11 protein-coding genes are annotated in these 13,875 nt (G+C 69.0%); 7 read left to right on the top strand and 4 right to left on the bottom strand.

All coding sequences use genetic code 11. From position 1 onward, the window contains the following. Nucleotides 1-14 precede the first annotated feature (14 nt). The 3 genes from astB (at nucleotide 15) to BAMB_RS05435 (ending at nucleotide 3,579) form a co-directional block, all read left to right on the top strand. On the top strand, nucleotides 15-1,355 hold the full coding sequence (gene astB, locus BAMB_RS05425) for an N-succinylarginine dihydrolase (protein WP_011656402.1): 1,341 nt from the start codon (nucleotides 15-17) through the stop codon (nucleotides 1,353-1,355). 7 nt (nucleotides 1,356-1,362) lie between these two features. Then, on the top strand, nucleotides 1,363-2,442 hold the full coding sequence (gene astE, locus BAMB_RS05430) for a succinylglutamate desuccinylase (protein WP_175783423.1): 1,080 nt from the start codon (nucleotides 1,363-1,365) through the stop codon (nucleotides 2,440-2,442). A gap of 342 nt (nucleotides 2,443-2,784) precedes the next feature. Then, nucleotides 2,785-3,579 (top strand): ABC transporter substrate-binding protein, encoded by a 795-nt coding sequence (locus BAMB_RS05435; RefSeq protein ID WP_011656404.1) that lies wholly within the window; start codon nucleotides 2,785-2,787, stop codon nucleotides 3,577-3,579. Nucleotides 3,580-3,675: 96 nt separating this feature from the next. Here BAMB_RS05435 and BAMB_RS05440 read toward each other — a convergent pair whose 3' ends face one another. Continuing rightward, entirely contained in the window at nucleotides 3,676-5,199 is a 1,524-nt protein-coding gene (locus BAMB_RS05440; protein WP_011656405.1) for an HDOD domain-containing protein, read from the bottom strand. Nucleotides 5,200-5,226: 27 nt separating this feature from the next. Beyond that, nucleotides 5,227-6,966: a cyclic di-GMP phosphodiesterase CdpA gene (gene cdpA / locus BAMB_RS05445; RefSeq protein WP_193759174.1), complete on the bottom strand. Its 1,740-nt coding sequence runs from the start codon at nucleotides 6,964-6,966 to the stop codon at nucleotides 5,227-5,229. Nucleotides 6,967-7,247: 281 nt separating this feature from the next. Here cdpA and BAMB_RS05450 point away from each other — a divergent pair, with 281 nt between their 5' ends. Next, nucleotides 7,248-7,799: a peroxiredoxin gene (locus tag BAMB_RS05450; protein WP_011656407.1), complete on the top strand. Its 552-nt coding sequence runs from the start codon at nucleotides 7,248-7,250 to the stop codon at nucleotides 7,797-7,799. A 109-nt stretch (nucleotides 7,800-7,908) separates the two neighbouring features. Here the strand turns inward: BAMB_RS05450 and BAMB_RS05455 are convergent, their stop codons facing one another. Beyond that, entirely contained in the window at nucleotides 7,909-8,538 is a 630-nt protein-coding gene (locus BAMB_RS05455) for an SDR family oxidoreductase (protein ID WP_011656408.1), read from the bottom strand. Nucleotides 8,539-8,798: 260 nt separating this feature from the next. On the opposite strand from BAMB_RS05455, the gene BAMB_RS05460 reads away from it, so the two are divergent. After that, the gene (locus BAMB_RS05460; protein WP_011656409.1) at nucleotides 8,799-10,322 is read left to right on the top strand and encodes an NYN domain-containing protein; all 1,524 of its coding nucleotides are present in this window, start codon (nucleotides 8,799-8,801) and stop codon (nucleotides 10,320-10,322) included. Between the two features lie 176 nt (nucleotides 10,323-10,498). On the opposite strand, the gene BAMB_RS05465 is transcribed toward BAMB_RS05460, so the two are convergent. Continuing rightward, nucleotides 10,499-10,882 carry a VOC family protein gene (locus BAMB_RS05465; protein WP_011656410.1) on the bottom strand — a complete coding sequence of 128 codons (384 nt, stop codon included), beginning with the start codon at nucleotides 10,880-10,882 and terminating at the stop codon, nucleotides 10,499-10,501. A 284-nt stretch (nucleotides 10,883-11,166) separates the two neighbouring features. Here BAMB_RS05465 and BAMB_RS05470 point away from each other — a divergent pair, with 284 nt between their 5' ends. Together BAMB_RS05470 and BAMB_RS05475 are read left to right on the top strand one after the other, a co-directional pair. Further along, nucleotides 11,167-11,607 (top strand): (2Fe-2S)-binding protein, encoded by a 441-nt coding sequence (locus BAMB_RS05470; protein WP_011656411.1) that lies wholly within the window; start codon nucleotides 11,167-11,169, stop codon nucleotides 11,605-11,607. Beyond that, complete coding sequence (locus BAMB_RS05475) at nucleotides 11,591-13,795, top strand: xanthine dehydrogenase family protein molybdopterin-binding subunit (protein WP_011656412.1); 2,205 nt, start codon at nucleotides 11,591-11,593, stop codon at nucleotides 13,793-13,795. The genes BAMB_RS05470 and BAMB_RS05475 overlap by 17 nt, the downstream gene beginning before the upstream one ends. The last annotated feature ends 80 nt before the right edge of the window (nucleotides 13,796-13,875 follow it).

The following is a 13,875-nucleotide window of genomic DNA, read 5'->3' on the forward strand; positions in this document are numbered from 1 at the left end:
TCGAGGGAACGACGATGAACGCACAAGAAGCCAATTTCGACGGACTCGTCGGCCCGACCCACAACTACGCCGGGCTGTCGTTCGGCAACGTGGCGTCGCTCAACAACGAGAAGTCGGCCGCGAACCCGAAGGCGGCCGCGAAGCAGGGGCTGCGCAAGATGAAGCAGCTCGCGGATCTCGGCTTCGCGCAAGGCGTGCTGCCGCCGCAGGAGCGGCCGTCGCTGCGCCTGCTGCGCGAGCTCGGCTTCTCCGGCAAGGACGCGGACGTGATCGCGAAGGCCGCGAAGCAGGCGCCCGAACTGCTCGCCGCGGCGAGCTCGGCATCGGCGATGTGGACCGCGAACGCGGCGACCGTCAGCCCGTCGGCTGACACCGGCGACGGCCGTGTGCACTTCACGCCGGCCAACCTGTGCAGCAAGCTGCATCGCGCGATCGAGCACGACGCGACGCGCCGCACGCTGTCGACGCTGTTCGCCGATCCCGCGCATTTCGCGGTGCACGAGGCGCTGACGGGCACGCCGGCGCTCGGCGACGAAGGGGCCGCGAACCATACGCGCTTTTGCGCCGAATACGGCAAGCCGGGCGTCGAGTTCTTCGTGTACGGCCGTGCGGAATACCGCCGCGGCCCGGAGCCGAAGCGCTTCCCGGCGCGCCAGACCTTCGAGGCGAGCCGCGCGGTCGCGCAGCGCCACGGCCTCGACGAAACGGCGACGGTCTATGCGCAGCAGGATCCGGACGTGATCGATGCGGGCGTGTTCCACAACGACGTGATCTCGGTCGGCAACCGCGACACGCTGTTCACGCACGAGCGCGCGTTCGTCAACAAGCAGGCGATCTACGACACGCTGACGGCCACGCTCGACGCGCGCGGCGCGCGGCTGAACGTGATCGAAGTGCCGGATGCTGCCGTGAGCGTGAACGACGCGGTCACGTCGTACCTGTTCAACAGCCAGCTGCTGTCGCGCGCCGACGGCTCGCAGGTGCTCGTCGTGCCGCAGGAGTGTCGCGAGAACGCGAAGGTCGCGGCCTATCTCGACGAACTCGCGGCCGGCAACGGCCCGATCCGCGACGTGCTCGTGTTCGACCTGCGCGAAAGCATGAAGAACGGCGGCGGGCCTGCGTGCCTGCGCCTGCGCGTCGTGCTGAACGACGCCGAGCGGGCGGCCGTCACGTCGAACGTGTGGATGAACGACACGCTGTTCGCGTCGCTCGACGCGTGGATCGAAAAGCACTATCGCGACCGTCTCGCCCCGGAAGATCTCGCCGATCCGACGCTGCTCGACGAATCGCGCACGGCGCTCGACGAGCTCACGCAGATCCTGCGTGTCGGGTCGCTGTATGACTTCCAGCGCTGAGTCCCGCATGCCGGCCGCCGCGCTGCTCGACGACTTCCTCGAGTTCACGCTCGCGGGCGACCCGCCGGCCGTGAAGGACGGCGCGTGCGCGGACGGCGCGGTGCGCTGGCAATGGCTCGGCGACGGGCTGCTCGCGTTCGAGCCGGCCGCACGCGATGCGGCGGGCGATGCCGATGCTGACGCTGCGCGCGCGAGCGTGCTCGTGTCGGCCGGCGTGCATGGCGACGAGACCGCGCCGATCGAGCTGCTGTCGATGCTCGTGCATGATCTCGCGGCGGGCACGCTGCCGCTCGCGTGCCGGCTGCTCGTCGTGCTCGGCAACGTGCCGGCGATGCGCGCGGGCGAGCGCTATCTCGACGACGACCTGAACCGCCTGTTCAGCGGCCGTCACGCGCAGGTGCCGACGAGCCGCGAAGCGCCGCGCGCGGCGCAGCTCGAAGCGGCGGCCGCCGCGTTCTTCGCGGCCGCGCCGGCGGGCGGTGCACGCTGGCACATCGACATGCACACGGCGATTCGCGCATCGGTGTTCGAGCAGTTCGCGCTGCTGCCGCACACGGGCACGCCGCCGACCCGCGCGATGGTCGAATGGCTTGGCGAAGCGCGCATCGCGGCCGTGCTGCTGCATACCGCGAAGGGCAACACGTATTCGCATTTCACGGCCGAGCACTGTTGCACGCTCGCGTGCACGCTGGAACTCGGCAAGGTGCGGCCGTTTGGCCAGAACGATCTGTCGCGCTTCGCGCCGGCCGACCGCGCGGTGCGCAAGCTCGTGTCGGGCGCGCCCCGTGATGTCGATGCGCGGGGCGGCCATCCGGGGGCGAGCCATGCGCCGTTGCCACGCGTGTTCACCGTGATCGACCAGATCACGAAGCAGAGCGATGCGCTCGAGCTGTTCGTCGCGGCCGACGTCGCGAACTTCACCGCGTTCGCGCGCGGCACCGTGCTCGCGCAGGACGGCGACTACCGCTATACGGTGAAGCACGACGAGGAGCGCATCGTGTTCCCGAATCCGTCGGTGAAGCCGGGCTTGCGCGCGGGCCTGCTCGTCGTCGACACGACGCGCGACACGCTCGCCGCGCTCGTTTGAGCGATGCGCGGTTGCGCGCGGCTGCGGTGATCGGCAGCCCGCGCGTCGTCGCGCCGCATTCGCATTTTGGGTTGACGTCCGCCGGCCGCGCATCGGCCCTTGCGTATTTGCGACATCGTCTTGCAAGTTCGACGAAGGCCCGGCCGACGCCGGCGCACGCAGCGCAGCATCGCGTGCCGGCGGCCGCTTTGCCGTATCGGGCCGTGCGGATTGGTACAATCGCCGCCTTGCGGCTGTTGCGCCGCATCAAGGCGCGGCATCGGGATTGTCGTGGTCATCCGGCCCGGCAATGATGCAAGCGCCCGTAGTTCCGGAACATTCGAGTATCGAGGAGAACACCTGATGAAGTTGGATTGGCGTAAAGTGGCCGCGCACGCGGTAGTGGCGGCAACGGCCGTGGCGGCAGGCAGCGCGATGGCGGCGGATCTGAAGGAGATCCGGTTCGGCGTGGAGGCCTCGTACGCGCCGTTCGAATACAAGACGCCCGACGGCAAGCTGACCGGCTTCGACATCGACATCGGCAACGCGGTGTGCGCGAAGCTGAAGGTGAAGTGCGTGTGGGTCGAGAACGACTTCGACGGCCTGATCCCCGCGCTGCAGGCGCGCAAGTTCGATGCGATCAACTCGGACATGACGATCACCGACCAGCGCAAGCACGCGATCGCGTTCACCGATCCGATCTACACGATCCCGAACCAGCTGATCGCGAAGCAGGGCAGCGGCCTCCAGCCGACGCCGCAAGCGCTGAAGGGCAAGCGGGTCGGCGTGCTGCAGGGCACGATCCAGGAAGCGTACGCGAAGAAGAAGTGGGCGCCGGCCGGTGTCGAGGTCGTGCCGTACCAGACGCAGGACCTGGCCTACGCCGACCTGAAGTCGGGCCGTCTCGACGCGACGTTCCAGGATTCGGAAGCGGGCTCGAAGGGCTTCCTGTCGAAGCCGCAAGGCCAGGGCTTCGGCTTCGCCGGCGGCACGGTGGCCGATGCCGACATCCTCGGCTCGGGCGTCGGCTTCGGCCTGCGCAAGAACGACGCGGCGCTGAAGACCGCGCTCGATCAGGCGCTGAAGGGGCTGAAGGCCGACGGCACGATCGACAACCTCGCGAAGAAGTACTTCAGCGTGCCGGTCACGCTCAAGTAAGCGTTTCGATCCGTCGCACGATACAGCCGGCCGCTTTCGCGGCCGGTTTGCTTTTGGGGCGTCGCTTCTTGCGCACGGGGCGGCGTACCGCGTGCGTCACGCGGGGAAGAATCGCCCCAGTTCGCGCGCGAGCTCGTTGAGCACGCTCATCTCCTGCTGCGTGATCTTGCGCGCGGGCTGCGCGCCGGCCCAGTCGCCGTACAGCAGGCCGACGGTCGTCGTGCCGACGCGCACCGGCAGCAGCACGAACGCGCGCGTGTCGGGGAGCGCATCGAGGTACCACGCGGGCAGGCGCTTCACCATCTTCGGCTCCTGCGCCTGCTCGATGAAGATGCCGACCGAGTTCGTGATCGCGAGATGGAACACGTCCGGCTCGAAGCGCTCGTCGAAGCACAGCCGGTCGAGCGCCGCATCGACGTCCGGCCCGAAGCCGAGGCGCGCGGCGAACATGCCGTCGTCGCGGCGCACGAACATCACGGTGCGCGTGAACGCGAGCCCCGCGAGCAGGCTTTCCGACGCGAGCGCGAGCACCGGCATCAGCACGTGCTCGGACGGCAGCGCGCGCAGGTCCGCGAGGCCGGCCTCGAGGCATGCCTCGGGTTCGGGCTGCGCCCGCGCGATCGCATCGGCGTTCGCGCGCAGCTCGACGATCTCGCGCATCACGGTGTCGCTCGCTTCCTCGCGTGCGAGCCGGTCGGCGATCTCCACCAACGCGTCGGCATCGATCTCCAGTTCCTGCCCGTAGCGCTGCGCGAGCACCGCGATGTGCGCGTCGCGCTGCGGGCCCGCGGGCATCGCGAGCGCCCCGGCGACGTCGGTCGAGCAGCGGCTCACCGCGCGCAGCCAGCGCACGCGGTCGGTGCCTTCGTCGGCACAGGCCGCGGGGCGCCGGCGGTCGGCGCGCTCGTCTTCGTCGTCTTCGTCGCGTTCGTCGCGGTGGGCGGCGTGCGCGGCGCGACCGTCGCCGTCGGCCATCCCGGCGCGGATCACGTCGGGCAAGCGCCAGCTCGCGGCGGCTTCCAGACCGATTTCGTCGAAGCCGACGCCGAGCACGTCGATGCACGCGGCCGCGTCATCGCCGTTCAGCTCGGCGGCGCGGCGGCGAATCCGGTCCCATTCGCTGTCGAGATAGCAGACCACGAGCAGCTTGCCGACCTGGCGCATCAGCGTGCAGACCACGGCTTCCTCGCCACCGCGCAGTTCCGCGTGCTCGGTCAGCTTGCGGGCGACGCAGCCGGACAGCAGCGCGCGGTTCAGCTCGAGCTTCGCGTCGATGCGGCGCGGCGTGCTGTGGTGGAAATGGTCGACGAGCTTCAGCCCGACGACGAGATGGCCGACCGTGTCCATGCCGAGCACCATCAGGGCTCGCGTGACGGTCGTGATGTTGCCGCCGAACGCCATGTACATCGCGGAATTGGCGAGCCGCAGGACTTTCTGCGTGAGCGCGAAATCCGACAGTACGACGCGTACGAGCGCGGTGAAGTCGAGGTCGTCGTTCTTCATCGCGGCCATCGTCGCGCGCAGCGATTCCGACAGCAGCGGGAAGTCGCCCCGTTCGTTCATCCGGGCCCACAGCTTGTCGAGCAGCGCCGTGCGGGGCAGGTGTGCGGTGATTGACATACGAATCTGTCCGGTTCGCTGCGCGCGTCAGGCGGCGTGCAGGCGCAATTGCTGCGCCTCGAAGCGCCGCGCGAGCTCCTCGGACGGCAGCGCCTGGCACACGAGCCAGCCCTGGATGTGGTTGCAGCCCATTTCGGTCAGCAGTTCGCGCTGCGCCTCGGTCTCGACGCCTTCCGCGACGAGCTCGAGATCGAGCGTCTGCGCGAGGCCGACCACCGCCGACACGATCGCGCGATCGTTGCGCGACGTCAGCAGGTTCTCGACGAAGCTGCGGTCGATCTTCAGCTTCGCGAGCGGGAAGCGCTGCAGGTACGCGAGGCTCGAATAGCCGGTGCCGAAATCGTCGATCGCGAAGCGGATGCCGAGCTCGGTCAGCTCCTCGAGCAGCATCTTCGCCTGCGCGGGATCGTGCATCAGCAGGCTTTCGGTAATTTCGAGCACGATGCGGCGCGGGTCGATGCCCGTCAGCGCGATCGCCTCGCGCACGCTCTGCGTGAAGCGCGGGTCGCGAAACTGCTGCGGCGACACGTTGACCGCCACATACTGCAGCGCGAGCCCCTGGCGGTCCCACGCGACGAGTTGCATGCACGCGGCCTTGAGCACCCAGTTGCCGAGATAGTTGATCAGGCCGATCGACTCGGCGAGCGGAATGAAGGTGGCCGGCGGCACGAGGCCGTGCACCGGATGTCGCCAGCGGATCAGCGCCTCGACGCCGTCCACCGCGCCCGACTGGCTGCGCGTGATCGGCTGGAAGTGGAGCGAGAACTCGCCGTTGCGCACGCCGTCGTACAGGTCGGCCTCGAGCTTGAGCCGCTCCGCGTCGGCCGGGTCGTCGACCGGCTCGTGAAACGCGAGCGCATTGCCGCCCGACGCCTTCGCCTGCGCGAGCGCGTGGTCGGCGCGGCGCAGCAGCGGGCTGTGGTGCTGCGCGCGATGGGGCGCCGCGCGTTCGTCCGGGTATAGCGCGATGCCGATGCTCGCGGACAAGTGCACGGTCTGCCCCTGAAACACGTAAGGTTCGCGCACCGCGGCCTGCAGCCGGCGCGCGAGCGCGTCCGCGGCGTCGCTCGCGCGCGCGCGGTTCGGCGCGGTCAACACCACCGCGAACTTGTCGCTCGCAACGCGCGCGAGCTGCTCGCCCGGTGCGACGAGCGCCCGCAGCCGCTGCGCGGTGTCGCGCAGCAGCGTGTCGCCGGCGTCGTAGCCGAGCGCGCGGTTGATGCGCTGGTAGTCGTCGAGGTCGAGCAGCAGCAGCGCCGCGCATGTGCCGCTCTCGTCGGCCGCCTGCTGCGCGCGCATCAGCGCGGGCACGAGCGCGGACAGGTTGTCGAGCCCCGTCATCGGATCGTGGTGCATCTCGTACGTCAGGCGGGCTTCGAGCGCACGCCAGGCCGTCACGTCGAACGCCGCGATCGCGAAGCCGTCGACGCCGTGGTGACGGCTCTTGAACGCGCGGATCTCGACGTCGAGCGGGTAGGTGAGCGACTTGACGATGCAGATCGTCGCTTTCTCGACCTGGCCGGAACGCGCGGCACGTGCGAGCAGGCCTTCGAGCGTCGCGGTATCCTGTTCCGCGATCAGGTCGCGCAGCGTCAGCGTGTGCAGGTAGTCGCGGTGATAACCGATGAAACGCAGGCTCGCGTCGGATACGTACAGAAAGCGCAGCTCGCGGTCGACATGGGCGAGGAAATCCACCGTGCCGACCGTCTGTTCCAGCCAGTTGCGCACGGTGTCGTCGCGGCGCGGCGCGCCGGCGCGCGCAGGCATCAGCGCGCCGCCCGACCAGGCGAAGCGGCGCAGCGTATGCAAGGCATTGCGCCAGGAGCCCTTGCGTGGCGTCTGTTTCCTGTTGGCTTCCATGTTTCTCGCTGACGTGAAGGGCTGGAACCGGTTGTCCGGAAGGAATAACGGCAGGTTGCGCGGAATCTTTAACCGGCCGGCCGGCAGCGGCTCGCGCTGCCGCCGGACCGGGTCGTGCATGCGGCGTTCGACGGGCGAACGCCGCATGGCCCACATCGAGGCTGACTGTATAAGAAATGAGGACACAGATGAAGCGAAAACTATTGGTGGGCGCCGCGGCGGCGCTGCTGCTGGCCGGTCATGCGCTGGTCGCGCAGGCGCAACTGAAACCGGGCGCAACGGCCCCCGACTTCACGACGCAGGCGTCGCTGGGCGGCAAAACTTACACGTACGCGCTCGCCGATGCGCTGAAGCACGGGCCGGTCGTGCTGTATTTCTACCCGGCCGCGTTCACGAAGGGTTGCACCATCGAGGCGCATGCGTTCGCGGATGCGGTCGATCGTTACAAAGCTTACGGTGCAACGGTGATTGGAGTCTCCGCCGACAACATCGACACGCTGACCAAGTTCTCGGTGAGCGAGTGCCGCAGCAAGTTCCCCGTCGCGGCCGATCCGGACGCGAAGATCATCCGCGAATATGACGCGAAGCTGCCGGCGCTCGATCGCGCGAACCGTGTGTCCTACGTGATTTCGCCGGAAGGGAAGGTGCTGTACGAGTACACGAGCCTGTCACCCGACAAGCACGTGGAGAACACGCTCGCCGCGGTCAAGGCGTGGGCCGACGCGCATCCGAAGCAGTAAGCCGCAGGGGGTGAGCGGGTGGTAAAGCGGCCCGCTGTGCGGGCCGCAAGCACGATGGAACGCGCCGCCGGGTGGCGGCGCGGGCGTGCCGGACGTACCGGATGTCCGGTTAAGCGCGCAATGCCTGTTCGATCGGCACGCCGCCGCCGACGAAGCCGATGACCTTGCGCGAAATGCCGAGCTTGATCGCCTCGATCGCGGCCCATGCGACATCCTGGCGCGACACCGGCGGCGCTGCGTTGAGCGGCTCCTCGGTCAGCGCGATCTTGCCGACGCCCGGGCTGTCCGACAGCGGGCCGGGGCGCAGGATCACGTAGTCGATGCCCGACGCGATCACGCGCTCGTCGCCTTCGCGCTTCATCTGCGAGTAGTGGCGCAGCGCGTCGCCGCTGCGCTCCGGCCAGTACGCGGTCAGCGAACTGATCACGACCAGCTTCTGCACGTTGTAGGCGAGCGCATGCTCGGCCGCGCGCGCGACCGCGTCGCGGTCGATCTGCTCCTCTTCGGCGGCGCCTTCCGATTCGGCCGAACCGGCCGCGTAGATCACGTGCGTGATGCCCTGGAATGCGTGCGAGAAATCGCCCGTCAGATCGGCCTCGACGACCTTCGCGCCCGGCAGCGCATAGCCGTGCCGGCGCACCAGCGCAGTCACCTCGAATTCCGACTGCTTGAGCAGCAGATCCGCGCAGGCCTGGCCCGTGCGGCCGGTCGCGCCAATCAGCAGTACCTTCGTCGTCATGAAACCGCTCCTTGCACGATGCGTCATCCTCCCAGATAGGGACGGACGACCGATACTCAAGTGTATGTCGATTTGGGCCGGCGGCGTGCAGGTAATGAGGGACGCACCGCTCGAGGCTTGCCGGCGCGGTCGGCCGAGGCACCGTCGGCGTGCTGTCGTGCGCAGCGATTGCGGAATCGACCCGCTGACCGGCTATCATGTGCGCGATGCATTTTTCGCCGCGACGCAAGCAACGCGGCGACCAACCGGTTGGAGTACACATGGCATTACCCCTGGACAACGTCAGCATGGCCGTGTTCTGCGACTTCGAGAACGTCGCGCTCGGCGTGCGCGACGCGAAGTACGAGAAATTCGACATCCAGCCCGTGCTGGAGCGGCTGCTGCTGAAGGGCAGCATCGTCGTGAAGAAGGCATATTGCGACTGGGAGCGCTACAAGGGCTTCAAGGCGTCGATGCACGAGGCGAGCTTCGAGCTGATCGAGATTCCGCACGTGCGCCAGTCGGGCAAGAACTCGGCCGACATCCGGCTCGTCGTGGACGCGCTCGATCTCTGCTACACGAAGTCGCACGTCGACACGTTCGTGATCATCAGCGGCGACTCGGATTTTTCGCCGCTCGTGTCGAAGCTGCGCGAGAACGCGAAGAAGGTGATCGGGGTCGGCGTGAAGAAGTCGACGTCGGACCTGCTGGTCGCGAACTGCGACGAATTCATTTTCTACGACGATCTGGTGCGCGAGCAGCAGCGCGCGCAGGCGAAGCGCGAACAGCAGCACGCCGGTAACGGCGGCGCGAAGCGGCCGGACGAACCGTCGCGCAAGCCGGAGCTGGAAGCGCGCCGCAGCGAGGCGATCGCGCTCGCGGTCGAGACGTTCGATGCGTTGGCCTCGGAGCGCGACGACGTCGGCAAGATCTGGGCGTCGGTGCTCAAGAGCGCGATCAAGCGCCGCAAGCCGGACTTCAACGAGTCGTATTACGGCTTCCGCGCGTTCGGCAACCTGCTGGACGAAGCGCAGGCGCGCGGGCTGCTCGAAGTGGGGCGCGACGACAAGTCGGGCGCGTTCGTGTCGCGGCCGCGCCAGTCGTCCGTGGCGGAGCAGGCGGCGGCGCGTGATACGGGCGGCGCGCACCATGGTCACGGCGCGCATCACGGTCACGGCGGGCGTCATGCGGAAGCGGCAGCACCGGCCGAGCGCCAGTCGCGGCGTCGCGGGCAGCGGGCGGAAGCAGCCGTGCAGGAAAGCGTGCACGCCGACGCGCAAGAGGCGGCCGTCGTCGATGTCACGGATGAAGTGGCGCTCGTGCCGGCAGCGACGGCCGAAGCGACTGTAGTGACCGAAGCGACTGAAGTGGCCGACACGCACGGTGAAGCGAAGGACGGCCGCAAGCGCGCGCGCAAGAGCGCGGCGAAGAAGACCGGCGCCAAGAAGGGCGGCGAAGCAAAGGGCGGCGAGGCAAAGGGTGCCGGCCGTCAGGCGGCGGCGAAGCCGGACGAGGCCGCGCACGGCGGTGCGAAGCATGGTGGCGACAAGCACGCGCAAGGCATGCCTGCCGAAGCGACGCATCGCGACATGGAGCATCGTGAGGAACGGCACGTCGCGGCGCCGACGGCTGGCGAGTACGGCGCTCCGGCGGCTGCCGCGCAGCCGGCGCACGAAGCGGCACCGGCTGCCGAATCGACCGGCGAGGCGGCTGGCGAAACCGTCGCCGCAAAGCCGAAGAAACCGGCCCGCAAGACGGCTCCCCGCGCGCGTCGTCCGCGCAAGACGGCCACCGCGGCCGAGTAACGCCGACCGCGCCGACCGCGCCGACCGCGCCGACCGCGTCAACCGCGTCAACCGCGTCAACCGCGCCAACCGCGCCAACCGCGCCAACCGCGCCAACCGCGCCGGGGCGGCGTCCTGACCGAGGGCGCCGCCTGTCTTACCCCGTCGGCCGGTACCACGCCGGCCGACGCGTCCCGTTATCCGTTCAGCACGTACGGCTGCGTCATCACTTCGAGGAAGTGACCGTCCGGATCGTCGAAATACACGCCACGCCCGCCGTGATGGCGGTAGATCTCACCGGGCTGCCGCTTCGCCGGATCGGCCCAGTGCGGCAGTCCGCGCTCGCGAATGCGCGCGTACACGCGATCGAAGCCGGCCTCGTCGGTCAGGAATGCGTAGTGCTGGGACGCGATCTCTCCGTCCTTTTCATAAAAATCGAGCGACACGCCGTTCTCGAGCGGAACGACCAGCATCGGGCCGAACGGCGTCGCCGCCGGCAACTCCAGAAGCTCGGTGAGAAAGCGGCTCGACGCGTGCTTGTCGCGGCACCAGACGATCGTATGGTTGAGCTGGACGTTCATGGCGGGCTCCCGGGAACGGGCGCGAGGGTGGGCATGGACACACGATAGTCGATCGCCGCCGGCGTGCAAGCCCGACCCCGGGCGAACGCGGCAGCCTCGTTGTCGGCGGCCCCGGCGCCCCGGCGGCCGCGCGTGAATCGTCGGCTGAAACGATCTGGACGATCGGCTACTTTTTCGGGAGCCAAGGTCATTGGCGCGGCTTTTTGCGCCGCCAAGAATCTCTGTCAAGCATCGCCGCCATCCGCCGGATGACGCACCGGCGATGCGCGACAGGGAGACAGACGATGCGCTTCACGCTGAACGGCCAGCCGTTCGATTTCGACGGCGATCCCGATACGCCGCTGCTGTGGGTCATTCGCGACTCGGCCCGCCTCACCGGCACCAAATACGGCTGCGGCATCGGTGCCTGCGGCGCCTGCACCGTCCATCTCGACGGCGAAGCCGCGCGCTCATGCGTGCTGCCGGCCGCGAGCGTCGCGGGCCGCTCGGTCACGACGATCGAAGGGCTGTCGCACGATCGCTCGCACCCGGTGCAGCGCGCGTGGATCGAGAAGGACGTGCCGCAGTGCGGCTACTGCCAGTCCGGGATGGTGATGGCCACCGCCGCGCTGCTCGCGCGGCATCGCAAGCCGACCGACGCGCAGATCGACCAGGCCGTCACGAACCTGTGCCGCTGCGCGACCTATCAACGCATTCGTGAGGCGATCCATGTCGCGGCCGGCTGACGCGGGGCGGGCGCGGCATGCGCCGAACGCGTCCCGGCGCGTGTTCCTGAAAGGCGGCGTCGCGCTGGCGGGTAGCCTGCTGCTGCCGCTCGCGATCGGCGACGTCGTGCATGCGGCCGGCGACGGCGCGCGCTTTCGCGAGATCAACGACTGGGTGCGCATCGACGCCGATGGCAGGACGATCATCGGCCTGTCGCAGGCGGAAGTCGGGCAGGGCGTCTACACGGGGCTGCCGCAGGTGCTCGCCGACGAGATGGATGCCGACTGGCGCAGCGTGACGGTCGAGTTCGTCACGGGGCGCGATGCGTACCGGATCGACGCCGCGAACGAGGCGCCACAGCAGTTCGTCGGCGCGTCGATGTCGGCGACGATGTTCTACACGCGGCTGCGCATCGCGGGCGCGCAGGCGCGCTCGGCGTTCCTGCGGGCCGGTGCCGCGCGGCTCGGCGTGCGCGACACGCAGTGCGTGACGCGCGACGGCCGCGTGATCCATGCGCCGAGCGGCCGGTCGCTGTCGTATGGCGCGCTCGTCGACGCCGCCGCGAAGCTGCCGCCCGATCCGCAGCCGCGCCTGAAGCCGCCGTCCGCGCACACGTTGATCGGGCGTTCGCTGCACAAGCTCGACGTGCCCGCAAAGGTCGACGGCAGCGCGATCTTCGGTATCGACGTGCAGGTGCCCGACATGCTGGTCGGCGCGCTGACGATGGCGCCGACGCTGAACGGCCGGCCGACGGCCGTGAAGAACCGCGACGCGCTGCGCGCGATGCCGGGCGTCGTCGACGTCGTGATCGCGAAGGATGCGGTGATCGTCGTCGCGCCCACCTACTGGCAGGCGAAGAAGGCGTGCGACGCGGCGGACATCGTGTGGGACGCGGGCACGACACCGGCGTTCGACAGCGCGACGATCCTCGCGCAGCGCAAGGGCGCGCTGCAGGCCGAGCACGCGGTGGTCGCGACGACGATCGGCGAGCCCGCGCGCCGGCTCGCCGAGGCCGGCACGATCGTCGAAGCCGACTACCACACGCCGTACATCGTTCACGCGACGATGGAACCCGTCAACGCGACCGTGCACGTGCGGCCGGGCGAGATCGAGGTGTGGGGGCCGATCCAGGGGCAGGACAAGGTGCGCTGGACGCTGTCGGCGCTGTTCAACGTGCCGGCCGAGCGCGTGATCGTCAACACGACGTTTCTCGGCGGCAGCTTCGGCCGCAAGTACGTGCCGGATTTCGTCGTGCATGCGGCCGTCGCGTCGAAGGCGGTCGGGCGGCCCGTGAAGGTGATCCGCTCGCGCGAGGACGACATCCGTCACGGCTTCTATCGGCCGTGCGCGTCCGCGCGGTTGCGCGCGGCGCTCGGCCACGACGGGCTGCCCGTCGCGCTGCATGCGCGCGTCGCCGGCCACTCGCTGTATGCGGCGATCAAGCGCGACCGTTACGAGCAGGCGGGCGGCTGGGACGAGACGATGCTCGACGGCCTGTACGACCTTTGCTACGACGTGCCGAACCTGCTGGTCGATTCGGTCACGGTGATGCAGCCGATTCCGGTCAGCTTCATGCGCAGCGTCGGCAGCACGTCGACGGTGTTTTTCCTCGAGAGTTTCGTGAACGAGCTCGCGCACACCGTACGTGCCGACCCCGTGCGATACCGGCGTGCATTGCTGAAGCACGACCCGCTCGCGCTGCGCGTGCTCGACGCGACGGCCGCGCGCGCGAACTGGTTCGGCCGCGCGCCGGCCGGCGTGTCGCGCGGCGTCGCGTATTCGCTGTACACGGGGCGCGGCGGCGCGTTCCGCACCTACGTCGCGGCGATCGCCGACGTGCGGGTGACGGGCGGCCAGGTGAAGCTCGAGCGGATCGTGTGCGGGATCGACTGCGGCCGCGCGATCAATCCGCTGCTGATTCGCGAGATGGTCGAAGGCGGTGTCGGTTTCGCGCTGACCAATACGTTCAGGAGCGAGATCACGTTCGAGCACGGCGCGGTCGTGCAGCGCAATTTCGCCGACTATCCGCTGCTCGGTCTGGCCGCGATGCCGACGATCGACGCCGTGGTCGTCGACAGCGATCGTGATCCGCAAGGCTGCGGCGAAGTCGCGCTGCCGCCCGTCGCGCCGGCCATCGCCGATGCGATCTGGCGCGCGACCGGCGAACGGCCGCGCTCGATGCCGTTCGCCACGCCCCTCGCGACCTGAGCGATCCCAGCGTTCCCCACAAGACCTGCCGCGCCCGGTGCGTCGCAGGTCGATATCAAGCATAACTACACGACTGGTCT

This window comes from Burkholderia ambifaria AMMD, from assembly GCF_000203915.1.
Taxonomy (GTDB): Bacteria; Pseudomonadota; Gammaproteobacteria; order Burkholderiales; family Burkholderiaceae; genus Burkholderia; species Burkholderia ambifaria.